Source organism: Paracidovorax citrulli, from assembly GCF_900100305.1.
Lineage (GTDB): Bacteria > Pseudomonadota > Gammaproteobacteria > Burkholderiales > Burkholderiaceae_C > Paracidovorax > Paracidovorax citrulli.
Genome location: NZ_FNEY01000044.1, coordinates 1 through 23,401, shown reverse-complemented (window position 1 = coordinate 23,401; position 23,401 = coordinate 1). Strand labels below are relative to the sequence as shown.

24 protein-coding genes are annotated in these 23,401 nt (G+C 69.6%); 13 read left to right on the top strand and 11 right to left on the bottom strand.

The window, feature by feature from the left end; genetic code table 11:
* Positions 1 to 35 precede the first annotated feature (35 nt).
* Positions 36 to 2,168 (bottom strand): 3-hydroxyacyl-CoA dehydrogenase NAD-binding domain-containing protein, encoded by a 2,133-nt coding sequence (locus BLR99_RS20670; protein WP_011797327.1) that lies wholly within the window; start codon positions 2,166 to 2,168, stop codon positions 36 to 38.
* A 118-nt stretch (positions 2,169 to 2,286) separates the two neighbouring features.
* Here BLR99_RS20670 and BLR99_RS20665 point away from each other — a divergent pair, with 118 nt between their 5' ends.
* Complete coding sequence (locus BLR99_RS20665) at positions 2,287 to 3,273, top strand: LysR family transcriptional regulator (RefSeq protein WP_011797328.1); 987 nt, start codon at positions 2,287 to 2,289, stop codon at positions 3,271 to 3,273.
* Between the two features lie 101 nt (positions 3,274 to 3,374).
* On the opposite strand, the gene htpX is transcribed toward BLR99_RS20665, so the two are convergent.
* The 6 genes from htpX to BLR99_RS20635 form a co-directional block, all read right to left on the bottom strand.
* Entirely contained in the window at positions 3,375 to 4,250 is an 876-nt protein-coding gene (gene htpX / locus BLR99_RS20660; protein ID WP_011797329.1) for a protease HtpX, read from the bottom strand.
* Between the two features lie 110 nt (positions 4,251 to 4,360).
* Complete coding sequence (locus tag BLR99_RS20655; protein WP_048857758.1) at positions 4,361 to 5,182, bottom strand: DUF3025 domain-containing protein; 822 nt, start codon at positions 5,180 to 5,182, stop codon at positions 4,361 to 4,363.
* The gene (locus tag BLR99_RS20650; protein ID WP_011797331.1) at positions 5,179 to 6,075 is read right to left on the bottom strand and encodes an NYN domain-containing protein; all 897 of its coding nucleotides are present in this window, start codon (positions 6,073 to 6,075) and stop codon (positions 5,179 to 5,181) included. The genes BLR99_RS20655 and BLR99_RS20650 overlap by 4 nt, the downstream gene beginning before the upstream one ends.
* Before the next feature lie 3 nt (positions 6,076 to 6,078).
* Positions 6,079 to 7,158 (bottom strand): dihydroorotase, encoded by a 1,080-nt coding sequence (gene pyrC / locus BLR99_RS20645; RefSeq protein WP_011797332.1) that lies wholly within the window; start codon positions 7,156 to 7,158, stop codon positions 6,079 to 6,081.
* A 210-nt stretch (positions 7,159 to 7,368) separates the two neighbouring features.
* On the bottom strand, positions 7,369 to 8,544 hold the full coding sequence (locus tag BLR99_RS20640; protein ID WP_017438454.1) for a sensor histidine kinase: 1,176 nt from the start codon (positions 8,542 to 8,544) through the stop codon (positions 7,369 to 7,371).
* Positions 8,537 to 9,283, bottom strand: a complete 747-nt coding sequence (locus tag BLR99_RS20635) for a response regulator (protein WP_011797334.1) — start codon at positions 9,281 to 9,283, stop codon at positions 8,537 to 8,539. The genes BLR99_RS20640 and BLR99_RS20635 overlap by 8 nt, the downstream gene beginning before the upstream one ends.
* 180 nt (positions 9,284 to 9,463) lie before the next feature.
* Here BLR99_RS20635 and BLR99_RS20630 point away from each other — a divergent pair, with 180 nt between their 5' ends.
* The 9 genes from BLR99_RS20630 (at position 9,464) to BLR99_RS20590 (ending at position 17,487) form a co-directional block, all read left to right on the top strand.
* Complete coding sequence (locus tag BLR99_RS20630; RefSeq protein ID WP_046059794.1) at positions 9,464 to 10,915, top strand: efflux transporter outer membrane subunit; 1,452 nt, start codon at positions 9,464 to 9,466, stop codon at positions 10,913 to 10,915.
* On the top strand, positions 10,912 to 12,048 hold the full coding sequence (locus tag BLR99_RS20625; protein WP_011797336.1) for an FtsX-like permease family protein: 1,137 nt from the start codon (positions 10,912 to 10,914) through the stop codon (positions 12,046 to 12,048). The genes BLR99_RS20630 and BLR99_RS20625 overlap by 4 nt, the downstream gene beginning before the upstream one ends.
* The gene (locus tag BLR99_RS20620; RefSeq protein WP_046059793.1) at positions 12,045 to 12,791 is read left to right on the top strand and encodes an ABC transporter ATP-binding protein; all 747 of its coding nucleotides are present in this window, start codon (positions 12,045 to 12,047) and stop codon (positions 12,789 to 12,791) included. The genes BLR99_RS20625 and BLR99_RS20620 overlap by 4 nt, the downstream gene beginning before the upstream one ends.
* The gene (locus tag BLR99_RS20615; protein WP_048857760.1) at positions 12,788 to 13,756 is read left to right on the top strand and encodes an HlyD family secretion protein; all 969 of its coding nucleotides are present in this window, start codon (positions 12,788 to 12,790) and stop codon (positions 13,754 to 13,756) included. The genes BLR99_RS20620 and BLR99_RS20615 overlap by 4 nt, the downstream gene beginning before the upstream one ends.
* An 89-nt stretch (positions 13,757 to 13,845) precedes the next feature.
* On the top strand, positions 13,846 to 14,511 hold the full coding sequence (locus BLR99_RS20610) for an MtnX-like HAD-IB family phosphatase (protein ID WP_046059792.1): 666 nt from the start codon (positions 13,846 to 13,848) through the stop codon (positions 14,509 to 14,511).
* Positions 14,512 to 14,537: 26 nt separating this feature from the next.
* Positions 14,538 to 15,458 (top strand): alpha/beta hydrolase, encoded by a 921-nt coding sequence (locus tag BLR99_RS20605; RefSeq protein WP_046059846.1) that lies wholly within the window; start codon positions 14,538 to 14,540, stop codon positions 15,456 to 15,458.
* Positions 15,455 to 15,841 (top strand): DMT family transporter, encoded by a 387-nt coding sequence (locus tag BLR99_RS20600; RefSeq protein ID WP_011797341.1) that lies wholly within the window; start codon positions 15,455 to 15,457, stop codon positions 15,839 to 15,841. The genes BLR99_RS20605 and BLR99_RS20600 overlap by 4 nt, the downstream gene beginning before the upstream one ends.
* 4 nt (positions 15,842 to 15,845) lie before the next feature.
* Positions 15,846 to 16,259, top strand: coding sequence for an EamA family transporter (locus tag BLR99_RS20595; RefSeq protein ID WP_011797342.1), 414 nt, complete (start codon positions 15,846 to 15,848; stop codon positions 16,257 to 16,259).
* Positions 16,249 to 17,487, top strand: coding sequence for a DegT/DnrJ/EryC1/StrS family aminotransferase (locus BLR99_RS20590; protein ID WP_011797343.1), 1,239 nt, complete (start codon positions 16,249 to 16,251; stop codon positions 17,485 to 17,487). The genes BLR99_RS20595 and BLR99_RS20590 overlap by 11 nt, the downstream gene beginning before the upstream one ends.
* Positions 17,488 to 17,512: 25 nt before the next feature.
* On the opposite strand, the gene BLR99_RS20585 is transcribed toward BLR99_RS20590, so the two are convergent.
* The 3 genes from BLR99_RS20585 to BLR99_RS20575 all read right to left on the bottom strand — a co-directional run bounded on the left by BLR99_RS20585 (position 17,513) and on the right by BLR99_RS20575 (position 20,998).
* Complete coding sequence (locus BLR99_RS20585; RefSeq protein ID WP_011797344.1) at positions 17,513 to 18,421, bottom strand: arginase family protein; 909 nt, start codon at positions 18,419 to 18,421, stop codon at positions 17,513 to 17,515.
* A complete protein-coding gene (locus tag BLR99_RS20580) occupies positions 18,418 to 19,485 on the bottom strand; it encodes a GNAT family N-acetyltransferase (RefSeq protein ID WP_074687493.1) in 1,068 nt (355 codons plus the stop codon). The genes BLR99_RS20585 and BLR99_RS20580 overlap by 4 nt, the downstream gene beginning before the upstream one ends.
* Positions 19,486 to 19,624: 139 nt before the next feature.
* Positions 19,625 to 20,998: an aspartate aminotransferase family protein gene (locus tag BLR99_RS20575; RefSeq protein WP_011797346.1), complete on the bottom strand. Its 1,374-nt coding sequence runs from the start codon at positions 20,996 to 20,998 to the stop codon at positions 19,625 to 19,627.
* A 533-nt stretch (positions 20,999 to 21,531) separates the two neighbouring features.
* Between BLR99_RS20575 and BLR99_RS20570 the strand changes: the two genes are divergently transcribed.
* From BLR99_RS20570 to BLR99_RS20565, 3 genes are read left to right on the top strand one after another with little or no spacing between them, the layout of a single operon-like run.
* Positions 21,532 to 22,116 (top strand): DUF6402 family protein, encoded by a 585-nt coding sequence (locus BLR99_RS20570; protein WP_011797347.1) that lies wholly within the window; start codon positions 21,532 to 21,534, stop codon positions 22,114 to 22,116.
* A complete protein-coding gene (locus BLR99_RS23820) occupies positions 22,082 to 22,423 on the top strand; it encodes a DUF6402 family protein (RefSeq protein ID WP_353611312.1) in 342 nt (113 codons plus the stop codon). Before BLR99_RS20570 ends, BLR99_RS23820 begins: the two co-directional genes overlap by 35 nt.
* Before the next feature lie 44 nt (positions 22,424 to 22,467).
* Positions 22,468 to 22,809 carry a hypothetical protein gene (locus tag BLR99_RS20565; protein ID WP_228193946.1) on the top strand — a complete coding sequence of 114 codons (342 nt, stop codon included), beginning with the start codon at positions 22,468 to 22,470 and terminating at the stop codon, positions 22,807 to 22,809.
* A gap of 282 nt (positions 22,810 to 23,091) precedes the next feature.
* On the opposite strand, the gene BLR99_RS20555 is transcribed toward BLR99_RS20565, so the two are convergent.
* Positions 23,092 to 23,401, bottom strand: a 310-nt coding sequence (locus tag BLR99_RS20555; protein WP_139160192.1) for an integrase core domain-containing protein, incomplete at its 5' end; no start/stop codon positions are given.

Sequence of the window (23,401 nt, the reverse complement as noted above, 5' to 3'; positions counted from 1 at the left end):
GGGGTCTTTCGTCGATCGCTCGTTCTGTCGTCCGGTCAGTGCGCTTCGGCGGCGGCGCGGTTCAGGCTGCCGAAGTCGCGGCCCTCGGCCACCAGCTTTTCCAGCAACGGCGCGGGCTTCCAGAACAGCGGGTCTTCCTGCGCGAATTCGCGGATGTCGGCCAGGAGCTTCGGCAGGCCCACCGTGTCGGCGTAGTGCATCGGCCCGCCGCGAAAGCGCGGAAAGCCATAGCCCGAGAGGAAGGTCACGTCCACGTCCAGCGGCCGCAGGGCGATGCCCTCCTCCACCACCTTCGCGCCCTCGTTGACCATCGCGGCCATGTAGCGGCGCATGATTTCGTGGGGCGTGAAGCTGCGCGGCACGACGCCTTTCTTCGCACGCTCGGCATCGACGATCGCCAGCACTTCCGGGTCGGGCTGGCCGGTACGGGCGCCCTCCGGGTACAGGTAGAAGCCGCGCCCCGTCTTCTGGCCGAACCAGCCGCGCTCGCAGATGCGGTCGGCGATCTCCACGTAGCGTGCCTTCGGGTCGCGCGTGGCCGCGCGGCGCTTGCGCGTGGCCCAGCCGATGTCGCCGCCGGCCAGGTCGGTCACCTGGAACGGGCCCATCGGGTAGCCGAAGCCGCGCACCGCGGCGTCGATCTCGTAGGGCGACGCGCCGTCTTCCATGAGGTAGTCGGCCGCCTGCTTGTACACGGCCAGGATGCGGTTGCCGATGAAGCCGTCGCACACGCCGGCGCGCACCGGCACCTTCTTGAGCTGCTTCGCCAGCGCGAACGCCGTGGCGACCACGTCGGCGCCCACCTTCGCCGGCACCACGATCTCCAGCAGCTTCATGATGTTGGCGGGGCTGAAGAAATGCAGCCCGATCACGTCCCGCGGCCGCCCGGTGGCGGCGGCGATCGCGTCGATGTCCAGGTACGAGGTGTTGGTGGCCAGCACCGCGCCCGGCTTGCAGACGCGGTCCAGCTCGCGGAACACGGCCTTCTTGACCTCCAGGTCTTCGAACACGGCCTCGATCACCAGATCGGCCGCGGCGATGTCTTCGTAGCGCGTGCTGCCGGTGTAGCGCGCCATCACGGCGGCCTTGGCGTCGGCCGTCATGCGGCCCTTGGCGATGAGGCCGTCATAGACCTTCTCGACGTGGGCGCGGCCCCGGGCCAGCGAGGCGTCGTCACGCTCGATCATCGTCACGGGCAGGCCGGCGTCCAGCGCCGACACGGTGATGCCGGCGCCCATGGTGCCACCGCCGATGACGGCGATCGATGCCACCGGGCGCGGCGCGGCGGCCTTCGCCTCCGGCACCTTGGCGACCTCGCGCTCTGCGAAGAAGGCGTGGATCAATCCCGCGCGCTGCGGGCTCGCCAGGCACTCCATGAAGGCCGCGCGCTCGCGCTGCATGCCCTCATCGAAGGGCAGCTCCACGGCGTTGCGCACACATTCGACGATCTTCAGCGGCGAGAACAGGCCGCGCGATTTCCTGGCGGTGTCGGCGGCGAGCGCGTCCAGGTCGGCCAGCGCCGCGGCCCGGTCGGCGATGGCGACGTCGCGCGTGCGGCGCAGCGGCGCCTGCGCGGCCTGCAGCTCCCGCACGCAGGCCAGGCCCGCAGCGACCGGATCGCTGCCGTCCACCAGGCGGTCCACCAGGCCCGCGGCGAGGGCCGCCCTGGCGTTCAGCGGCTTGCCGCTCAGCATCATCTCGGCGGCCGGCTTCACGCCCATCAGGCGCGGCGCGCGCTGCGTACCGCCCGCGCCGGGCAGCAGGCCCAGGTTCACTTCGGGCAGGCCCAGTTGCGCGGCCGGCAGCGCCACGCGGTAGTGGGCCGCGAGCGCCACTTCCAGCCCGCCGCCCAGGGCCGCGCCGTGGATGGCGGCCACCACCCGCTTGGCGCAGGATTCGATGCGCTGGCAGACCTCCGGCAGCGAGGGCTCCACGGGCGGCTTGCCGAATTCGCGGATATCGGCCCCGGCGATGAAAGCCTTGCCTTCGCCCACGATCAGCACCGCCTGCACATCGGCCCGCGACTCGGCCTCGCCGATGGCGTCCCGCAGGCCCCGGCGCACCGCCGCGCCGAGCGCATTCACGGGCGGGTTGTCGATGCGGACGACGAGAACGCCGTCCTGCAGGCGTGTCTGTACGGGCGATAGGGTCGCCGCTGCTGAAGTCATGCCTTTGTCTCCTGAATAACTTGTCCGGGACATTCTTGCGGCGACAATGTTTTCTGACAATCCCATCATCCATTGACAGACTGTCAAAGGATTTAAACCAATCGATCGGAATGCTTCCATGGACCTGCCCTCGCTGACCCTGCTGGTCGAGATCATCGACAGCGGCAACCTGAGCCAGGCCGCGCGCAAGCTGCGCATGACCCGCGCGAACGTGAGCTACCACCTCACCAAGCTGGAGAAGGCCGTGGGGGTGCAGCTGGTGCAGCGCACCACGCGCCGGGTGGAGCCCACCGAGATCGGCCTGCGCCTCTACGAACACGGCCGCACCATCCGCAACGAACTGATGGCCGCGCAGGAAGCCGTCACCACGCTGGGCCAGGGCCTGCAGGGCCGCGTGGGTATCAGCGTGCCCAGCGGCTACGGGCAGATCGTGATGGGCGACTGGCTGATCGAGTTCAAGCGCATGTATCCGGGCATCGTGCTGGACGTGCTGTTCGAGAACCGCGCCGACAACCTGCGCGACGAGGTGGACATCGCCATCCGCGTGGTGCAGGAGCCGCCCCTCTCGCTCGTGGCGCGCAGCCTGGGCAACGTGCGCTACCTGGCCTGCGCCTCCGCCGACTACGCCCGCCGGCACGGCCTGCCGCGCACGCTGCACGCGCTGCGCGCCGGCCCCGTCATCACCGCCGGCGTGACCGGCCGCCAGCTGCGCCTTTCGGCCTACCAGGGCGCCGAGCGGCACGAGGTGCTGCTGGAGCCCACGCTGATCTCCGAGCATTTCCCGTTCCTGCGCCAGGGCATCCTCGCCGGGCTGGGCGTGGGGCTGGTGCCCGACTACGTGGTGCAGGACAAGCTCGCCACCGGCGAGGTGCTGACCACGCTGGACGAATACCGCCTGAGCATCTTCGGCACCCACATGTACCTGCTGTACCTGCCCAACCGCCACCAGACGCGGGCCGTGCGGACCTGCATCGATTTCCTGCTGGACAAGGCGCAGCATGCGGAAGGAGGCGTGCCCGCCGAATCTGCCGAGGAAGGGGACGGGACGGCACCCTCCCCGGCCACCATCGCGGCAGCGGTGCGGACGCCCCCTGGCCGCTCTTGAAAAAGCGCCGCAAAGAAAAACCCCCGCCATGTCGCCACGGCGGAGGTTTCGTCTTGCTTCTTTCCTGCCGGCAGCCGTAACCGGGCTGCCATGCGGAGGTATCAGCCCTGCGCGTTCTGCAGCGCGGCAATGCGCTCCTCGATCGGCGGATGGGTGCTGAACAGCTTGCCGATGCCGCCGGCGATGCCCATGGCCTGCAGGCCCTTGGGCAGTTCGGCCGGGTGCATGCCGCCCAGGCGGGCCAGCGCGTTGATCATCGGCTGGCGGCGACCCATGAGGCGCGCGGCACCCGCGTCGGCGCGGAATTCGCGCTGGCGGCTGAACCAGGCCACGATCATCGAGGCGAGGAAACCCAGCACGATGTCGAGCACGATGGTGGTGACCATGTAGCCGATGCCGGGGCCGGAGCTGTTCTCGTCGTTGCGGCGCAGGAAGCTGTCCACCGCATAGCCGATCACGCGCGAGAGGAACACGACGAAGGTGTTCATCACGCCCTGGATCAGCGTCATCGTGACCATGTCGCCGTTGGCGATGTGGGCCACCTCGTGGCCGATCACGGCCTCGACCTCCTCGCGGGTCATGCCCTGCAGCAGGCCGGTGGACACCGCCACGAGGGCGTTGTTCTTGAAAGCGCCGGTGGCGAAGGCGTTCGGGTCGCCCTCGAAGATGCCGACCTCGGGCATGCCGATGCCGGCCTGGTCGGCGAACTTGCGCACGGTCTGGACGATCCAGGCCTCGTCGGCCGAACCCGTGCCGTCGATCACGCGCACGCCGGAACTCCACTTGGCGATCGGCTTGCTCATGAGCAGCGAGATGATGGCGCCGCCGAAGCCCATGATGAAGGCGAAGCCGAGCAGCGCCCCCAGGTTGAGGCCGTTGGCCGTCAGGTAGCGGTTGACGCCGAGCAGGCTGGCGACGATGCCCAGCACCACCACGACGGCAAGGTTGGTGAGCAGGAATAGCGCGATTCGTTTCATCGAAGTTTCTCCACGGAGGGGAAAGCGTTTGGGTGCGGGGGAAGGTAAAGCGGTTGGTCTCGAACCCGACAGTCAGTTGGGGATGCCGGGCGGGCGTTCAAGCCGCCGTGTCAGCGCGGAGAGGCCCCTGTTGTGTACTGTGATGCGGGGCGTGCGCTGCGGAACACGGAAGAGTCATCATAGAAGGAAAAGTTCTCGTTTTCGGCCCACCAGCCGGGCACCCCCAGCACCGGAAGGGGTGTGAAGGGCTTGGCCTTCAGCAGCTCCGGCTCCAGGCGCCCCTCCAGCCAGCCGTCGATGTCAGCTACCGCTTCAGGAGCATCCGGCACCAGCAGCACGTGGGCCGTGAGCGGCTTGCGGGGCGCGGCGAGCTGTTCCAGCAGCGCATGGCCGAAGATTTCCAGCCGCGCCTGCCGCCACAGCGGGCGCAGGTCCGTGAACAGGCGGCGCCACGCGCGCGCCGCGAGCGCATCCCGCAGCACCCGGGGGGCGAACAGCACCGCGCCGTTCTCGTCGAAGACCGTGATCGCATCGCGCAGCGGGCCGCGCACCGCGCCGACGCCCTGCGCGGCGATCGCGCCGGCCTGCAGGGCGTTGAGCCGGCGCTTGGCCTGCGGGTAATGCAGCCAGATCAGGCCGTTGAAGAAATCGTGCAGGTTGTCGCGGGTGGGCACCTGCCCCGTGCGGAAGATGAAGGCCTCGTAGGCCTCGCCGACAGGCTGGCATTCCTGGGTAACGAAGCGCGGGCCCGCCGTCCTCCCGGACGCCGGGATTCCCTGGGCATCGAGGGCCTGCCAGACGGGCTGCCCCGCATGCACGCCCGCGGCGACCGCCCGGCCGGCACGGCGCAACGGGGTGAACCAGGGGCGTTCCCACTCGACCTTATCCGCCGGTCGCAGAACCTGCCGTGCGAGCCGGTCCGGGGGCCTCATCCGGCCGGTCCGCGCGCCGCAGAGGCGACGCGCCTGTCGCGCACCGAAACCTTCGAAGTGCCTTCGTCGCGCATCTCGAATGCCTGGGTCGCGGCCAGCAGCTTGGTGAGCGTGGCGTACCCGTAGTTGCGGGCGTCGAACGAGGCCTTGTTGGCGATCTGCGTGCCGACGGCACCCACCTTCGCCCAGCCGCTCTCGTCCTGCGTGGCGGCCACCGCATCGCGCAACAGGTTCATGAGCGCAGTGTCCTGCCGCAGCTCCGGCGTAGGAATGCGCAACCCGGCAGCGGGCCGTGCGGGGTGGCCCGGCGCGGGGGGATCGGCGGCAGTGGCTGCGGAAGCATCGCGCGACGGCCGGCCGGGAGCCGGTGCCGGAGCGGCTTCGGGCGGCGGCGGGAGCGGTTCGGGCGCGACCGCCACGGCCGGTACGGCCGCGGCAGCCAGCGCCTCGAGGTACAGGAACCGGGAACAGGCGTTGACGAACGGCCGGGGCGTCTGCTGCGCGCCGAAGCCATACACGGCCGCGCCCTTGGCCCGCAGGTGCATCACCAGGGGCGTGAAGTCGGCATCCGACGAGACGATACCGAAGGCGTCCGGCCGGTCGGTGTAGAGCAGTTCCATCGCATCCACGGTCATGGCCATGTCGGTGGCGTTTTTGCGCCTGGAGTAGTCGAACTGCTGGATGGGGCGCACGGCAAACTCCAGCAGCTTGGACTGCCATCCCGACAGCGCGGATTTGGTCCAGTTGCCGTAGGCGCGGCGGATGCTGATCACGCCGAGCGTGGACAGCTCGGTCAGGATCTCGTCGATCATCTCCGCGGGTGCGTTGTCCGCATCGATAAGCAGCGCGATGCGCAGTTGTTGCCGCTCCTGCAGGTCCGACGCCGGCGCCATGGCTCAGTCCGCTCCGCCAGCCACCGCCCGCCAGGCCAGCGCTTCGCCCGAGCGCAGCGGCTTGAGCAACGCTTCGCCGAAGGGGAAGCTATCGGGTGGCGTCCACGATTCGCGGCGCAGGGTCAGCGTGCCCTGGTTGCGCGGCAGGCCGTAGAAATCCGGACCGTGGAAGCTGGCGAACCCTTCGAGCTTGCCCAGCGCACCCACGCTGTCGAAGGCCTCGGCATACAGCTCCATGGCGGCATGCGCGCTGTAGCAGCCCGCGCAGCCGGTGGCGTGCTCCTTCAGGTGGGCGGCATGCGGCGCGCTGTCCGTGCCCAGGAAGAACTTCGGGCTGCCGCCGGTGGCGGCCTCCACGAGGGCGAGCCGGTGCGTTTCGCGCTTGAGCACCGGCAGGCAGTAGTAATGGGGCCGGATGCCGCCCGTGAAGATGGCATTGCGGTTGTAGAGCAGGTGCTGCGGCGTGATGGTGGCGGCCGTGAAGGCGTCGCTGGAGGCCACGTACTGCGCGGCCTCGCGCGTGGTGATGTGCTCGAAGACGATCTTGAGTTCCGGGAAATCGCGGCGCAGCGGGATGAGCTGGCGGTCGATGAACACGGCCTCGCGGTCGAAGAGGTCGATCTCGCTGCCCGTGGCCTCGCCATGCACCAGCAGCAGCAGGCCGGCCTTCTGCATCGCCTCCAGCACCGGATAGATCCTGCGCAGTTCGGTCACGCCCGCATCGCTGTTCGTCGTGGCCCCGGCGGGATAGAGCTTGCAGGCGACGATGCCGGCCTCCTTCGCGCGCGCCATCTCCTCGGGAGGGATGTTGTCGGTGAGGTAGAGCGTCATCAGCGGCTCGAACGACATTCCCTGCGGCACGGCGGCCAGGATGCGCTCCTTGTACGCCATGGCCTGGGCCGCCGTGGTCACCGGAGGGCGCAGGTTGGGCATGATGACCGCGCGGCCGAACTGCGCCGCCGTGTGGGGCACCACGGTCAGCAGCGGCTCGCCATCGCGCACGTGCAGATGCCAGTCGTCGGGCCGGGTGATGGTGAGGGTGTCCACGGGGGCGGAAGGGGTGGGGTGTGCGGCAGCGGTCATGGATGCCGATTCTCCCACCGGGCGCGCCCATAAAAAACCCTGTCCGCCGTGAAGGAGGACAGGGTGAAACCCCAGTCATTGGGGCGAGGGGGGGATTCCGGGAGGGCCGGGCATCGCTGCTCGGCATGGATGTGATCGTAGGCAGCCGGCCCCTGCCCGGTTGTGGTCCATGGGCGGCTGGGCACGTAGGACTGCGTGCCATGGCCGGCTTCAGGCGATGAGGGGGAACTCCACCGTGAAGCACGCGCCGCCTTCGGGGCGGTTCTCCACCCGCACGCCCCCGCCCTGGCGCTGCGCCAGCGCCTTCACGATGGACAGGCCCAGACCGGAGCCCTCGCCCCGCCGCCCGGGCTCATGGGGGAAGCGCTCGAAGGGCCGCTCCAGCAGGCGCGCCGGCATGCCGGGGCCCGCGTCGCTCACGCGCAGCACAGCGCGATCGCCTTCGGAGGCCACTTCGATCTCCATCCGGCCACCCGCCGCCGCGTGGCGCAGCACGTTCTCGACGAGGTTGAAAAGGATCTGGCGCAGGCGGTCCGGGTCCACCATGGCACGGGGACCCTGCGTTTCGGGCAGCCGCAGCGCCAGCGCCACGCCATGGTCCTCGATGCGCCGGGCATGCACGGCCACCGCGTCGCTCACGAACTCGGCCAGGTCCACCGCGCGGGTTTCCAGCGAGAGCTGGTCCGCCTCCGCCATGGACAGCGTGTGCAGGTCGCCCACCAGCCGCCCCAGGTACTCGACCTGCTCCAGCAGCGCGCGGGACTCTTGTGCGTCGGCCTCGATCACGCCATCGCAGATCGCATGCAGGCGCGCGCGCAGCACCGTGAGCGGCGTGCGCAGCTCGTGCGAGATGGAGGCCGCATGGGCGCGCCGCTCCTTGGCCGAGCGTTCGAGCGCATCGATCATCTGGTTGAAATGCCGGACCATTTCCGCCATCTCGTCGTGGTAGCGGCCGGGCTGGGCCCGCACCGAAAAATCCCCCATCGCCACGTGGGACGCCACCTCGGCCATGGACGCCAGCGGCTGCGTCACGATGCGCGACACCCAGAACCCCACCGCCAGGCCGACCGGCAGGCAGACCACGAGCCCCACCACGAGGGACCACTTCTCGCCGAACAGCAGGTCGCCGTGCCAGTACTGGCCGTAGATCTCCATCGCCCGCGGGCTGTCCTCCATGTCGCGGTCGCGCAGGCTGTCCAGCTCGACCTGCACGTCGGAAGGCAGGCTGCGGTAGAAGTCGCGGTACTGCACTTCGGAAAACAGCATCACGCTCGCGGCGAGCAGGGCCATCGTCGCCAGCACGGTGGCGGCGATGCACACGCCGAAGCGCACCCAGACCCGGCTGAACAGCGACCCCTGCACGGCCGGTGCGCGGTGCTCAGGCAACGGTACCCTCCCCGGGCCAGAGCCGGTAGCCGATGCCGCGCACGGTCTCGATGAGCTCGCCCTGCCCCGCCTGCTGCAGCTTGCGGCGCAGCTTGGAGAGGTGGGAATCGATCACGCGGTCCAGCGCGTCGCTCTCGGGAAGGCAGTGCTCGATCAGGTGGCTGCGGGAGAAGCAGCGCCGGGGCTGCGCCGCCAGGCAGGCCAGCAGCCGGTATTCGGTCAGCGTCAGCGGCAGGGGCACGGCGCGCCCGTCGTCGCCATGGGCGAAGGCGGCGTGCGCCTCCTGGTCGATCTCGATGCGGCCCACGCGGATGCGCTGGGCGGCCCGTGCCGGCGCCGCGGGCTGGGCCTGTGCGCGCCGCAGCACGGCGCGCACGCGGGCCACCACCTCCGGCGGGCTGAAAGGCTTGACCACGTAGTCGTCCGCCCCCAGGCGCAGCCCGACCAGCTTGTCCACGTCGTCGGCCAGGGCCGTCACCATGATCACCGGCGTCTGGCCGTCCTCGCGGATCGCGCGCAGCAGGTCCAGGCCGTCCATGCCGGGCAGGTGGATGTCCAGCAGCACCATGTCGGGCTTGAGCTGGCGGAACAGCCGCAATGCCTCCAGACCGTCGTGGGCCTGGCGGGCGCGCAGCCCGTCGCGCTGGAGATAGGCGGAAAGGATGGTGGCGATGCCGGGCTCGTCCTCGACCACGAGAACGAGCGGGCCGGTGGCCTGCGGGGCAGCGGGAAGGTTCATGGCGTCGGGAAGTGCTGGGGCGGAATTATCCACAGCGGCCGCCGACCTGCAGGACAAAGCCCGGCGTCTCCATGAAGCCTCCATATGCCATGCAAGGCGGCTCAAGCTTGGGGCGGTCCAATCCAGCCATCGCCATGGGCTTCTCCGCCCTGGCTCCACCCTGCAAATGTAACGCCGCGCGTGCTTCTTCCGTCCCCCATTCCACGTCCGCTCCGCCTCGGCCTGGCTGCCGCGGCGATCGCGTTCCTGGCCGGCTGCTCAGCGCCGGACATCCGCCGCCCGGAAGCGCCCGCCCTGCCCGCCACCTGGACCTCGCCCGTACCGGAGGGCGCCGCCGCGGCGCCGGAGTTCCGCGCCTGGTGGAAGGCTTTCCACGATCCGGCCCTCGACGCGCTGGTGGATGAGGCGCTGCAGAAGAATCTCGATCTGGCGATCGCCGCCCACCGCCTGCGCGAAGCCCGCCTGCAGGCCGGGCGCGCGGCGGTGCAGTTCCGACCGTCGTTCGGCGCCGGTGCGCGCACGCTGCAGGACATCGAAGCCGCCGACAGCTATTTCCACGCCAGCATCGACATGGTGTGGGAACTGGGCCTGTTCGGCGCCGCCGGGAGCGCGCGGGCGTCGGCCGCGGCGGACCGCGACGCGGCCGTGGCGGACCGCCAGGGTGCGCGCGTCGCCGTCGTGGCCGAGGTGGTGCGCAATTACCTGGACCTGCAGGCCGCGCGCCGGCAGTTGCAGTTGCTCGACCGGCAGGCCGCCCTCGACGAGCGGGCCGCCCGGCTGGCGGAGGTGCGCCGCCGCACCTGGACCGGCGCCACCGACGAGGTGGCCTCGGCCGGGGTGCAGCGCGCCCGCACCCGAGCTGCACGGGCCGAGCCCGAACAGGCGCGCGCCCGCGCGGCACAGTCGCTGGCCGTGCTGCTGGACCGCGTGGCGCCGGACCCGGCCTGGTACGCCGACGGCCCCGCCCGGGTGCCCGCCCTGGCGCCCTTCGCATTCCCGGCGCTGCCCGCCGACCTGCTGCGCACGCGCCCCGATGTGCAGGCCGCGGAAGCGGCCGTTCGCAAGGCCGCGGCCGAGGTGGGCGTGGCCCGCTCCGAGCTGTACCCGCGCATCGCCATCACCGGCTCGCTGCTGTACGCCTACAACCTCACGCGCAACCGCCGCACCACCAGCGACAACGTGCCCGCCATCGGGCCCACCATCGACATCCCGCTCCTGGACTGGGGACGCCGGCGCATGCAGGTGGACGCGCAGCAGGAGGCACTACAGGCCGCCGAGCTGTCCTACCAGCGCACGGTGCGCAGCGCCGTCGCCGAAGCCGAAGGCGCCCTCTCCGCCCTGGCGGCCCAGCAGAACCGGGCGGACGCCCTCGCGCAGGCGCGACCCGCGCTCGCCGAGCGCGTGCGGGCGGCCGACGTCCAGGCGCGGCTGGGCCTGGCCAGCGAATACGACGGGCTCGCCGCGCAGCGCGCGGCCCTGCAGGCCGAAGCCGAATGGGCCACGGCGCAGGACGCGCGCTCGCTGGCGTTCGTCGCGCTGTACAAGGCGCTGGGCGGCGCTCCCCTGCCCGCGGAACCGCCAGACGCGGTCACGGATGCCCCTCCCGAGGCGCCCTCCGGAGAGGCGCCGTGATCGCCCTGGCCCGCAAGACGCTGGTCCACGAGTGGCGGCGGTTCGTACCCGCGGTGTTCGCCGTGGGCTTCTCGTGCGTGCTGCTGGTGGTGCAGGCCGCCCTGGTGCTCGGCATCTTCGGCAGCGCGGCGCTGTACGTGCGCGCGTCGGGCGCCGATCTCTGGGCCGGCTACCCCGGCACGCAGAGCGTGAATTTCGGCCGGGCGATCGGCAGCGACGTGGACCTGCGGCTGGCCATGGATCCGGCGGTCGTGGCCACCGAGCCCTACCTCTGGGTGGACGCGGACTGGCGCAGCGCGCAGTCCGGCAGCGGCGGGGTGTCGGTCTATCTGTCGGGCATCCGCTCCGCGCCGGACGGCATGCTGTTCTCCCACCTGCTCACCGGCTGGCAGCGGGCGGCGCTGCGCGCGCCCGGCGCCGTCATCGTGGACCGGGCGGACCTCTCCACGCTGGGCACCGGCGTGGGCGGCACCGCCTGGATCAACGCGCACGAAGTCCACGTCGTGGCCGCGGTGGACGGGCTGCGCGGCCTGGGCGGCGCGAACGTCCTGTCGTCGATCGACACCGCCCGCGAGATCGCGGGCACCGGCTCGGCGACCGCGCCGACCTACGTCGTGGCCCGCACCCGCACGCCGGAGCAGGCCCGCGAGGTCCAGGCCCGGTTCTCCGCCGGAGCCCCGGGCTTCGGCCCGTTCGAGGTCTGGACGGCCCGCCAGTTCGCCCGCCGCTCCCAGCTCTACTGGCTGCTGGACACGGGCGCGGGCGTGGCCGTGCTGTTCATGGTGGGCATCGTCTGCCTCGTGGGCACGGTCGTCACCAGCCAGTCGCTCATGGGCGTGGTGGCCGGATCGGCCCGTGAATACGCCGTGCTCAACGCGCTGGGCGTGAGCCGCCGCTCGCTGGGCCGGCTGGTGATCGAGCAGGCCTGCTGGATCGGCGGACTGGGCCTGCTGCTGGGCGGCGCCGCCAGCGCCGGCCTGCTGTGGCTCGCCATGTCGCAGGGCGTTCCTGTCGCGATGACGGCCGCCACCGCCCTGGCCTGCGCGGGCCTGGTCGGGCTCGTCGCGCTGCTTTCGGGCCTCCTGGCCATGCGCGGCCTCATGGCCGCAGATCCCGCCCTGCTGCTGCGATGAACACCCACGCCCCCCGCTCCCCCGCGCCGCCGCCCGGCACCGCTCCCAGCCTGCAGGCAGTGGACCTGCAGAAGTCCTTCGTCTCGGGCGTCGTGCAGGTGCCGGTGCTGCGCCAGCTGTCCCTGTCCATCCTCCCCGGGGAACTCACCCTCATCTCCGGCCCCTCGGGCTGCGGCAAGAGCACGCTGCTGTCGCTGCTGTCCGGGCTGCAGCAGCCGGACGCGGGCAAGGCCTATGCCCTGGGCGAGGACCTGGGAGCGCTCGGCCCGCGCGCGCTGGAACGCTTCCGGCTGCAGCACACGGGCTTCGTGTTCCAGGGCTTCAACCTCTTTCCCGCACTGACCGCCCTGGAGCAGGTGCAACTGCCCCTGGGCTACCTGGGCCTGGACGGCGGCGAAAGCGCGCGACGGGCGCGGCGCGCCCTCGACGAAGTGGGCATGTCGCAGCGCGCGCACATGCGCCCGGCCCAGCTGTCCGGGGGCGAGAAGCAGCGCGTGGCCATCGCCCGCGCCATCGCCAAGTCGCCCCAGCTGCTCTTCGCCGACGAACCCACCAGCGCGCTGGATGCCGACAGCGGACAGCGCGTCATCGACATCCTCCACCGCATCGCACGCGCCCACGGCACCACCGTGCTGTGCGTGAGCCACGACCCGCGCCTCGTCCGCCATGCCGACCGCGTGCTCGGCATGGAAGACGGCGCCATCCGCAGCGACTGGCGCCAGCCGGACGCCATCACCCCATGAAACGCCTCTCCCTTCCCCTCGGGCCGCGCGCCGCGCGCGGCGCCGTCTGCGCGGCCTCCGCGCTGGCCCTCGCCTGGCTCGCGGCCTGCACCGACCGCGGCACCCCCGCGCAGATGCCCGCGCCCGAGGCGCCCGCATCCGCTCCGGCCGCCGGCGCGGCCACGGGCGTGGCCATCGCCCGGGGCCGCGTCGAAGTGCAGGGCGGAATGCTCGAACTCTCGCCCCTGCAAGAGGGCGTGGTGGACACCGTCGCCGTGCACGAAGGCCAGGCCGTGAAGCGCGGACAGGTGCTGCTGCGCCTGTCCGGCACCGGCCTGCAGGCCGAGGCCGGCGTGGCGCAGGCGGAGCTGCAACTGGCGGAAGCGCGCGAACGCGCACGCGCCCAGCAGGTGCCCGCGCTGCGCCGCGCTGCCGCCCGGCTCGCCGAAGCCGCCGCCGCCAACGCCGCCGAGCTGCAGCGCGCCGAAGATGCCGCCCAGGCCCTGCGCGCCGCCGAATCCGACGCCGCCGTGGCGCGCGCGGAGGTCGAAGTGGCGCGAAAAAAACTCGCCCAGGTGCGCGGCCAGCAGGCACGCCTCGAACTGCGTGCTCCCGAAGACGGCACCGTGGTGCATGTCAGGGCCCAGGCCGGCGTACGCCTGGCTGCCGCAGCCGGCCATGCCGCGATCACGCTGCTGCCGCACCGGCCGCTGGTCGTGCGGGCGGAGGTCAACCAGAACTACGCGGCCGCGGTGAAGCCGGGGATGCGCGCCACGGTCACGACCGACGGCGACGCCGCCCCGGTCGCCCTGCCCGCCGCGCGGGTAGTGCGCATCAGTCCCGTGCTCGGCACGTCGCGGCTGCAGGAGGACGCCCAGCGCGGCCCGATGCGGGTCGTCGAGTGCGTGCTCGAATTCGACAGTCCTCCGGAAGCACGCCCCGGGCAGACCGTGCGCGTGAGCTTCCTTCCCCTGAAGCAGGAGTGATCCCCATGAAGACTGCGTCCTTTCCCCTGTCATCGCTGCGGCGCCCGGCCCTTCCCGCCCGGGATCGCGCACAGGCCCCTGCGGGCTGGATGGTCCAGTGCGATTTCGACGGCACCATCAGCACGCGGGACGTCACCGACTCCCTGCTGCAGCGCTTCGGCCGGCCCGGCTGGCAGGCGCTGGAAGACGCCTGGGAGCGCGGCGAGATCGGTTCGCGCGAATGCATGAAAGGCCAGGTCGCCCTGCTGGACATGGACCGCGCCGAACTCGACGCCCACCTGGAGACGATCGAGGTCGATCCGCACTTCGCCGCCTTCGTGAGCGAAGCGCAGGCCCTGGGCATGCCCGTGCAGGTGGTGAGCGACGGTATCGACCACGCCATCCAGTCCGTGCTGGCGCGCCATGGCATGGGCGGCCTGCCCGTGATCGCCAACCGCCTCGTGCAGGCCGGCCCGCGCCAGTGGCGGCTGGAATCGCCCTGGGCCAGCGGCAATTGCGCGCGCGCCAGCGGCAACTGCAAGTGCGAGCGTCTGGCGGAGCAGCGGGCCCTGCACGGGCGGGTGCTGTTCGTGGGCGACAGCACGTCGGATTTCTGCGTCTCCGGCCGCGCCGACTTCGTCTTCGCCAAGTACAAGCTCATTGCCCACTGCGAAGCCAACCACATCGCCCACGCGCCGTTCAGCGACTTCTCGGACACGCTGGAGATGCTGCACCAGCTCGACGCGCTGGCGCCCCGCCAGCTGGAGGTGGCATGAACGCTGCCGCCGCGACCCTGCGCGCCATGGATGACAGGTCCACCGCCGGCCACGCGCCGGCCGCAGCCCCTGCCGCCGTGCCGGGCACCGAGCACGAATACCTCCTCGAAGGCCACGGACCGCTGGCCTCGACCGGCGTGCTGCTGATCCACGGCCTGACCGGCACGCCCAACGAGATGCGGCTGCTCGCCAAGGGCCTGCACCGCGCGGGCTTCACCGTGCTGGCCGTGCAGCTGGCCGGCCACTGCGGGACGCAGGACGACCTGGTCGCCACGCGCTGGCAGGACTGGGCGGCCAGCGCCCGCCGCGGCGCCGAACGTCTCATGCAGCACACCGGCCGGCCGGTCGTCGCCTGCGGCCTGTCGATGGGCGCGCTGCTGGCGCTGGCCCTGGCCATCGAGCGGCCGCGGCAGGTGGCCGGCGTGGTGGCCCTGTCCACCACCTTCCGCTACGACGGCTGGAGCATGCCGGCCTATACGCGCCTGGCCTTTCTGCTGCCGCTTTTCCGGGCCCTCGGCATCGGCCGCCGCAGCGTCTTCATGGAAGCACCGCCCTACGGCATCAAGGATGAAGCCCTGCGCGAGCGCGTGGTGTCGCAGATGCATTCGGGCGACAGCGTGGCCGCCGGCCTGCCGGGCAACCCCTGGTGGTCGGTGATCGAGCTGCGGGCACTCTCCGCCCACGTGCGGCGCAACCTGGGCGCGGTGCGCGCGCCCTGCCTGGTGATGCACGCCCGCAACGACGACATCGCCGCGGCAGGCAACGCCGAGGACATCGTGCGCGGCGTGCGCCACGCCCCGGTGGAGCTGGTGCTGCTGGACGACAGCTACCACATGATCACCATCGACCGCGACCGCCGCACGGTGCTGGCGCGCACGGTGGCCTTCGCCGAATCGATCGCGCAGCAGCAGGCGCAGGCGCAACCGCAGGAAGGCGCCACGCCATGACGCCTCCGGACGGCGGCGGCATCACGCCGCTGGTGGCCCTGCTGTGGTTGCTGAACATGCTGGTGGACACGGGCGGACAGCTCGCCTTCAAGGCCGCGGCCACGGCCGACCCGCGTGCGGGCACGGGACTGGCGCGCTGGATCTGGATGGCGCGCCGGCCCTGGATCTGGGTCGGCATCGGCTGCTACGTGGCCGAATTCCTGGTCTGGCTGGCGTTCCTGTCCCTCGTGCCGCTGTCCGACGGCGTGCTGCTGGGCTCGATCAACATCGTGGCCGTGATGATCGCCGGACGCTTCCTGTTCCGCGAAAAGCTCTCGCCGATGCGGGTGGCGGGCATCCTGCTGGTGTCGGCGGGCGTGGCCGTCGTCGGCCTGAAGGGGTGACGCCGTGCGACGCTTTTATGCCATCGGCTTTCTCGTCCTGGTCGCCTTCGACACGCTCGCGCAGATCAGCTTCAAGCTCGCGGGCGAGCATGCGCTGCCGCTGGAGTTCTCCAGCGCCTGGCTGGCGCGGGTCTTCGGCCAGCCCTGGATCTACGGTGCCTTCGTGGGCTACGTGGGCGCCTTCTTCACCTGGATGACGCTGCTGGAGCACGCGCCCATCGGTCCGGCCTTCGCGGCATCGCACCTCGAGGTCGTCTCCGTGCTGGCGCTCTCGGCCATCCTGTTCAACGAGCCCATCGGCTGGCCGCAGCTGCTGGGCGCCGCGCTCATCGCCGCCGGCATCGCCTGCCTGGCCCGCAGCGAGGCCGAGGAGCAGGCGCCGCCCGCCTCCGTCCCGCCCTCGCCCCATGGTGCCTGAGGCGCCGCCCACCGCCGGCCTGCCCGTGGGCTGGCGCGACCTGCTGCCCGGCGGCGCTGCCGACTTGGGAAGCGCGCTGGCGCGCTTCCTGGGCGTGCCGTCGGTGCAGATCGAATGCTCCGGCACCGCAGCGCTGGTGGTGGCGCTCACGGCACTGAGCGAGCAGGAACCCGGGCGCGACGAGATCATCGCCCCGGCCTACACCTGCCCCCTGGTCGCCCTGGCGGCCGCGCACTGCGGCCTGCGGCTGCGCGTGTGCGACCTGCGGCCCGCCAGCCTGGACCTGTGCCCGAACGCGCTGGCCGCGCTCTGCGGTCCGCGCACCCTGGCCGTGCTGCCCACGCACCTGGCCGGCCGCGTGACCGACGTGGCCCCCGTGCGCGCCCTCGCCCATGCGGCGGGCGCCCGCGTCATCGAGGACGCGGCCCAGGCCCTGGGCGCGCGCGAGCAGGGCGGTGCCTGCATCGGCACCACGGGCAGCGACATGGTCTTCTTCAGCCTGGCCGTGGGCAAAGGGCTCACGATCTACGAAGGCGGCGCGCTGGTGGTGGCCGATCCCGGCCTGCGCGCGGCCTGCGCGCGCGCCGCCCGCACGGTGGCCCCCTGGCGCTGGGGCTGGGAGCTGCGCCGCAGCGCCGAACTGCTGGGCTATGCCGCGCTCTACCGCCCGGCCGGCCTGCCGCTGGCCTACGGCCTGCCGCTGCGCCGGGCGCTGGCCCAGGGCGACCGCATCGCGGCGGCGGGGGACGATTTCGACGATGCCATCCCGCTGCACCAGGTGGGCCGCTGGCGCCGCGCCGTGGGCGTGCGCGCGCTGGCCCGCCTGCCTGCCTGGCTGGCCGAGGGCGAGGCACGGGCTCGGCACCGCACGGCCCTGCTGCGCGAGCGCGTTCCCGAACTGCATGTGATCGAGGACAGCGGCGCCGTGGCGGGCGCGCGGGGCACCTGGCCCACGCTGCTGGTGCTGCTGCCCGACGCCGCCCGCCGGGAGGCCGCCATCGCCGCACTGTGGGGCCGGGGCCTGGGCGTGAGCCTGCCCTTCGTGCATGCGCTGCCCGACTACCCGCGCTATGCGCGGCACGTCGCCCCGGGCCCGCGGGAGGGCTGGCCGCATGCCCGGGATTTCGCTGCGCGCGTGCTCGCCATCGGCAACAGCCCCTGGCTGGACGACGCCGGCTTCGACCGGATCTGCGCGCTGCTGCAGCAGGCCGTGCGGACCGGCGGATGAGCCGGCCCGCCGGATCGACACGCCGTCAGCCGTCCGTTTCCAGCATATCGAGCAGCCACATGTTGAACGCGGCCTGCGCGGACTGCCAGGCCGGCAGGTCGGCATGCTGCGTTCCGGTCTGCTGCCCGTCGCCCGCGCTCAGCCACCGCTTCCAGGCCGTGGCATAGCGGTGGGTGGAAACGTCGCCCGTCACGTCGCTGCCCACGACGCAGTCGCGCAGGCCGGCGATGACCGCCGCGGCATGGCGCGTCTCCAGCGTGCCCTGGTCCCAGTTCGTGCGCACCACGCGGGGGGAAAGCACGTCCTTGTCCACGCTGAAATAGGTGGGCGCCCGCTGCCGTTCGAACATGCGCACCAGCTCGCCGATCAGGGCGTCGGCGTCGGGGAATGCGCGGAACCGGTCCGCGATGCCCAGCCAGCGCGCCCAGCGCGTGTCCACGCCGCTGCTCCAGTAGGTGAGCCGGCCCGCGCGCAGCGGCGCGAGGTAGTTCTCCCAGGCATGGCCCGTGCCGATATCGCCCGAGGTGATGCCCACCACGTGCACATGCGACACCTGCGGCAGCAGCGCCACGCGCCGCACCCACGAGCCGCAATGCACCCCGAAGGGAAAGCGCATGTTGTCCGGATGGTTGTCCAGCACGACGACCCGCAGCGGCTGCGCCGCGGAGAACCCGTGGGCGGCGATGCAGCGCTCGATGAGCGGCCAGCTCAGGTGGTGGAAATCCCCGCTGCCCATGAACACCGTGCCGTGCGCCGCCACCGGCGGCATGGCCTGCTCCAGCGCCTGCCGGAACGCGCGCATCGTGCCCATGCCGCAGCCGAAGCGGATACGCTCCTGCCACGCCCGCGCCAGCGGCAGGCGGACCTCCCCGGGCAGCACGCCCACGGAGCCGTCCACGTCGAGCACCACCGGGGGCCGCGCCGCGCCGTTCATGCCGCGTCCTCCACGCTGTCCTTCCAGCGCCGGTCGCTCTCGAAATGGCCCGAGAAACGACGGGCCAGCGCGCGCAGCAACGGGTTGCGCACATAGACGGCGTGCCGCGTCCAGGTGAAACTCGCGCCCAGGCTGCGCTTGACCTCGGGGTCGGTCCAGCCCGCGATGTAGTGGGTCAGGCCCCGTTCGACCGCATATTCCAGATTGACCATCCAGCTCACGAAATATAGATTGACCTCGCGCGCGGCGGGGTAGGACAGGCCGATGTACTTGTCCACGAGGCGCCCTGCGTGCTCGTAGCAGAGGTTCCAGCCCAGCAGCGCGCCGGTGCCGCCGTGCCGGTACTCGAAGACGATGCCGCCGCTGCCGCCATCGCGCAGCACCGCGGCGAAGAAATCCCGGGTCAGCCGGTCGAAATGCACCTCGCTCTGCGCATGCACGGCCTCGTAGAGCGCGTAGCAGGCATCCACCCGCGCGTCGTCGGCATAGGCATCGCCCGTGGGCACGCGCTCTGTCCGCAGCTGCGACCGGCTGCGCAGCTTGCGCCGCAGGTTGCTGCGGCGGCTGGAGGACAGGCGCGCCAGGTACTCGTCCAGGTTGCCGAAGTCGATCGGCACATAGGCCAGCGCCTGGCCCTCCACCAGCACGAAGCCCTGCCGCACGCAGGCCTCGGCCAGCGCCTGGGCGTAGGCGTTGTCCTCCGGGGCCAGCAGCGGCGAATCCTGCGGAAGATCCTTCGCGATCACCAGCGCGAAATCACGGCCCGGCCCTGTGCGCAGCGCCGTGGCGACCGCCTCCGGCACCGCGCCCCGCGGCAGCGGGGCGTACTCCGTCACCGTGGTGCCCGCGAAGGCCGTGCGCACGCGCAGCCACCGCGACCAGCGCTCGAACAGCGGCCAGCCGCGCAACAGCGCCTTGAACTCGTCGTCCGCAGTCGTCAGCAGGTCGAACGGCGCCGAGAACACCGGCACCGGCAGTCCCTGCAGCCAGGCGAACCCTTCCGGCGGATGCGCGCCGGCATGCGCCACGAGCGACTCCGGCTCCAGCCGGTTGCGCCAGCTCATGGAATCGCCGAAGCGCCAGAAACCGGGCGCGTTCCAGTGGCGCAGACGCCGCGCAAGGGTCGCCCCGCCGCGCTGGCGTCGCCCCCCTTCCCGCGAAGCGAGAGAAGGGGGGAGCGGTGAAGCTGCTCGGGGGGTTGGCTCACTTTTTCGCGCGGGTCAGGAGCTGGTCCAGCAGCACCATCGCCTCGTCGATCTCGGCGCGCGAGATCATCAGCGACGGCGCGAAGGTGATCACGTTCTTGTAGTAGCCGCCCACGTCCAGCACCAGGCCGCGCTTCTGGCCCTGGTACTCCAGGTTGCCTTCGAGGCCGATGTCCACCATCTTGTCCAGCAGCGCCTTGTTGGGCGTGAAGCCGTCCTCGGTGCAGATCTCGGCGCGCAGCGCCAGGCCCAGGCCGTCCACGTCGCCGATCTCCTTGTGGCGCTTCTGCAGCTCCTTGAGGCCTTCGAGGAAGTAGGCGCCGGATTCGCGCACCTGCTTGCCGAAGTCGATCTCGTGCGTCATCTTCATCACTTCCAGGCCCAGGGCCGTGCCCAGCGGGTTGGAGGCGAAGGTGGAATGCGTGGAGCCGGGCGGGAAGATCTTCGGGTTGATCAGCTCCTCGCGCGCCCACAGCCCGGACAGGGCGTTGAGGCCGTTGGTCAGCGCCTTCGCAAAAACCAGCACGTCGGGCTTGATGCCGAAGTTCTCCACCGACCAGAGCGTGCCGGTGCGCCAGAAGCCCATCTGGATCTCATCGACCACCATCAGGATGCCGTGGTCGTCCAGCACCTTCTTGAGGCCCTTGAAGAAGTTCGGCGGCGGCACGACGTAGCCGCCCGTGCCCTGGATGGGCTCGACATAGAAGGCCGCGTACTCGCACTGGTTGGTCTTGGGGTCCCAGACGGCGTGGTATTCGTTCTCGAACTTGCGGGCGAACTCGCGCACGATCTGGTCCGAATACTCCTCGGCCGTCATGCCCTTGGGGCGGCGGAAGGGATAGGGGAACGGAATGAACTGCGCGCGGTCGCCGAAATGGCCGAAGCGGCGGCGGTAGCGGTAGCTGGAGGTGATGCTGGAAGCGCCCAGCGTGCGGCCGTGGTAGCCGCCCTCGAACGCGAACATCAGGCTCTTGCCGTTGCTGGCGTTGCGCACCACCTTCAGCGAATCCTCGATGGCCTGCGCGCCGCCCACGTTGAAGTGCACGCGGCCGTCGCTGCCCCACTTGCGCCTGGCGTCTTCGGCGATGAACTTGGCCAGCTCGATCTTGGTCGGGTGCAGGTACTGGCTGGCGACCTGGGGCAGCGCCTGCAGCTGCTCGATCATCTTGGCTTCGAGGCGCTTGTTCTTGTAGCCGAAGTTCACGGCCGAATACCACATCTGCAGGTCGAGGTACTGCGTGCCGTTGTCGTCCAGCATGTAGCTGCCGTCGCAGCCCGTGAAGATCTTGGGCGGGTTCACGTAGTGGACGGTATCGCCGAAGGAGCAGTACTTGGCTTCGTCCGCGAGGAGCTGGGCAGCGTCGATGGTCATGGAAGGAAAAATCCGCAACGAGAAAGGAATGGGCGCGAGTCTGCGCAGCCAACCTTGATCGACTATCGAGCGTTTGTGTGCGATTTGTGCAGATGGTGGAGAACGCGTGGGGAGGCGGCCGCAGGCAACCCTTTCTTACAGCACGCCCGGCCGTGGGCCATTAGATTTCGCGCCGAGGAGGGACAACACCTGCCGCAGGGTTGTGTTGATGCGAAGCGCACATCCACTGCGCAGCACGTCAACAGAACAGGACAAGGGCGCTCGGAATCGTGGTGCATCAAGCCGCCGTATCTTGGCTTCCCCCTGGGCACAGCGCGTATCGCCTGAACAAGCGTGCGTCGCCTTCTGACTGTGCTTTTTTAAAGATTTTTACCGATTATCCTTCGGCACAAAGAGCCGACACATTTCCCCAATCGAGTCCAAAATATATACAGCACAACCTCATGACGACGCTCAAGTAGTTACAGCCTGACGACTAGATCAGTCGAAATACATTGCCACGGCGCTCATATTAATAAATAAGAGGGACTTTTGTGATCCACATATTGCAAGACACGCTTTCATCAATCAGCGGCAGTTCAAAGAAAAAACAACCAACTTACCAAACAAGAATTTTTCAGTTACGAGACATTCCCAATGTCATGCGCTCAAGGCTGGGATGGCCTGTGGCTGCCAGCTTGATGGAAAGGTGGTTCAAAGGAGCACCATTTGCGATGCCAGCAGAAATGAAGGAAAGTCGTGGAATATACCCATTAAAAAATCTGAGCCAAGCTCACCTCGATGAGTCCTCGGTCAAAATGTCCTGGGCCCTTCAATTCAACAGGGTACGTACGGCGATGCAACAGTTGCAGACGACGTGGTCCAGTCCTGCGGGAATCAAGCAGCTAAAAGTGAGAGTGAATCGTGCCGCACCAGCGCGTGCCGGCCAGTGCTGGCGATTCGGCAATCTGGGACTTCCCGCAAAGGAACTGGATGATTCTTGCCAAGTGAATTTCCTACTGTTTGGGAAGATGGGGGACCCCATGGACGACTTCTATGGCGGCCATGGGCGAGGCCCAGATAAAGATTGCAGTGTCTGGCATTGTGACATCTACGGAAAACAAAAAGGCATCGACTGAAGTTGATGAACTGGGCTTCTATCTGCGGGATTCCTACGATTTCCAGGACGGCAATAATTTTATTTCCCAGCCCCTGGGGTGCTGGGGATTTAATGGGGTTGAGTGCAATACCTCCTTACGTGGTGGCATCAACATTGAAGACGAGATCGCGGATATCTCGCCCGACACAGCGGCCGAACGGAAATACTTGGTGCAAAATTCAGATTTTCAAAAATGGCGCACAAAAAATCAGCACGGCGGAGATTTCATGGTCTTATCCGATGTGCATCGTGTGCGCCTGCCATTTCCGCAAAAGTTCGAAATTTAACAATGGCAAGTAACAACAAAAAAATGAGGACCCAGACACTCTGGATGGTCCTCGCCCTTGGGCTGGCAGCTTTCGTTTGGTATGCCAGCAAGCCCGTCTTCAAAGGCTCAGAAACCAGCCCAATGAATGTTTATCGCATCGAATACTATGATGCTTCGCCCATCCAACGCATCCTGCACTACCAAATGAAGACACCTTCATTTGTCCGGCTATACCGCATCCAGCCTGAAACCCTGTTGGGCGAGAGTGAGATTGTCGATATCTGGATGAATGGCACACTTCATTGGTGGACCGATCCCCCAGCCCATGCCGTCGTGGTTGGTAGCAGTGTGGTGTTCGAAAACATACCGGCGGAGTGTCCGGCAGCCACCAGTTGCCCACGCTGACCATCAACGCGCTCACGCTGTCCTCGAATGCTCTTGTCGCAGCACCTGACCGATGTGACCCACCGGACACTGGCTATTTCGAAATCGGACGTCCACCGCCACCCCGACGTCAGCCACAAGAACCGCACGGAAGCCGCTACCGCGGCATGGCAATGATGCAATTCGAACTGAACCTGCGCAGTGCCTCGCTGTGTTTCCTGGTGCTGCTCCATGCAGGCGCTTCTGCACAGCAGCCCATGAAGGCCGCTCCCCCGGAGCATGTCAAGGTAGTTGTCGCGTCGATCAAGCAGCCCGAGGCTGCGTATTCGATGCGGTCGCCGCGGCATTGGAGATGCCGTCGCGCTCAGGGTTGAGCGTGACCGATTGGACCGGCGCCCAGTTGCGGGTGCTGCCCGACCAGCGCGCGGGGTTGCGCTGTCGGGCCTGGGTGTAAAGGTGATGGCGAGCCTGCAGGATGGCCTGGTCCTGCCCGGCATGGCGCTGCGTCGGCGTGACGTAGCCGATCGCGCTGTGGCGGTGCTCGCAGTTGTACCAATGCACGAAGCCGCTGGCCCACTGGCGTACCTGGTCCAGATCGTCGAAGCCGCCGCTG

What these genes read in the sequence shown, in the direction of transcription:
- BLR99_RS20670 (WP_011797327.1), bottom strand. Translation starts at nt 2,168, where the DNA reads ATGACTTCAGCAGCGGCGACCCTATCGCCCGTACAGACACGCCTGCAG.
- BLR99_RS20665 (WP_011797328.1), top strand. Translation starts at nt 2,287, where the DNA reads ATGGACCTGCCCTCGCTGACCCTGCTGGTCGAGATCATCGACAGCGGC.
- htpX (WP_011797329.1), bottom strand. Translation starts at nt 4,250, where the DNA reads ATGAAACGAATCGCGCTATTCCTGCTCACCAACCTTGCCGTCGTGGTG.
- BLR99_RS20655 (WP_048857758.1), bottom strand. Translation starts at nt 5,182, where the DNA reads ATGAGGCCCCCGGACCGGCTCGCACGGCAGGTTCTGCGACCGGCGGAT.
- BLR99_RS20650 (WP_011797331.1), bottom strand. Translation starts at nt 6,075, where the DNA reads ATGGCGCCGGCGTCGGACCTGCAGGAGCGGCAACAACTGCGCATCGCG.
- pyrC (WP_011797332.1), bottom strand. Translation starts at nt 7,158, where the DNA reads ATGACCGCTGCCGCACACCCCACCCCTTCCGCCCCCGTGGACACCCTC.
- BLR99_RS20635 (WP_011797334.1), bottom strand. Translation starts at nt 9,283, where the DNA reads ATGAACCTTCCCGCTGCCCCGCAGGCCACCGGCCCGCTCGTTCTCGTG.
- BLR99_RS20620 (WP_046059793.1), top strand. Translation starts at nt 12,045, where the DNA reads ATGAACACCCACGCCCCCCGCTCCCCCGCGCCGCCGCCCGGCACCGCT.
- BLR99_RS20615 (WP_048857760.1), top strand. Translation starts at nt 12,788, where the DNA reads ATGAAACGCCTCTCCCTTCCCCTCGGGCCGCGCGCCGCGCGCGGCGCC.
- BLR99_RS20610 (WP_046059792.1), top strand. Translation starts at nt 13,846, where the DNA reads ATGGTCCAGTGCGATTTCGACGGCACCATCAGCACGCGGGACGTCACC.
- BLR99_RS20605 (WP_046059846.1), top strand. Translation starts at nt 14,538, where the DNA reads ATGGATGACAGGTCCACCGCCGGCCACGCGCCGGCCGCAGCCCCTGCC.
- BLR99_RS20600 (WP_011797341.1), top strand. Translation starts at nt 15,455, where the DNA reads ATGACGCCTCCGGACGGCGGCGGCATCACGCCGCTGGTGGCCCTGCTG.
- BLR99_RS20590 (WP_011797343.1), top strand. Translation starts at nt 16,249, where the DNA reads ATGGTGCCTGAGGCGCCGCCCACCGCCGGCCTGCCCGTGGGCTGGCGC.
- BLR99_RS20585 (WP_011797344.1), bottom strand. Translation starts at nt 18,421, where the DNA reads ATGAACGGCGCGGCGCGGCCCCCGGTGGTGCTCGACGTGGACGGCTCC.
- BLR99_RS20580 (WP_074687493.1), bottom strand. Translation starts at nt 19,485, where the DNA reads ATGAGCTGGCGCAACCGGCTGGAGCCGGAGTCGCTCGTGGCGCATGCC.
- BLR99_RS20575 (WP_011797346.1), bottom strand. Translation starts at nt 20,998, where the DNA reads ATGACCATCGACGCTGCCCAGCTCCTCGCGGACGAAGCCAAGTACTGC.
- BLR99_RS20565 (WP_228193946.1), top strand. Translation starts at nt 22,468, where the DNA reads ATGGTCCTCGCCCTTGGGCTGGCAGCTTTCGTTTGGTATGCCAGCAAG.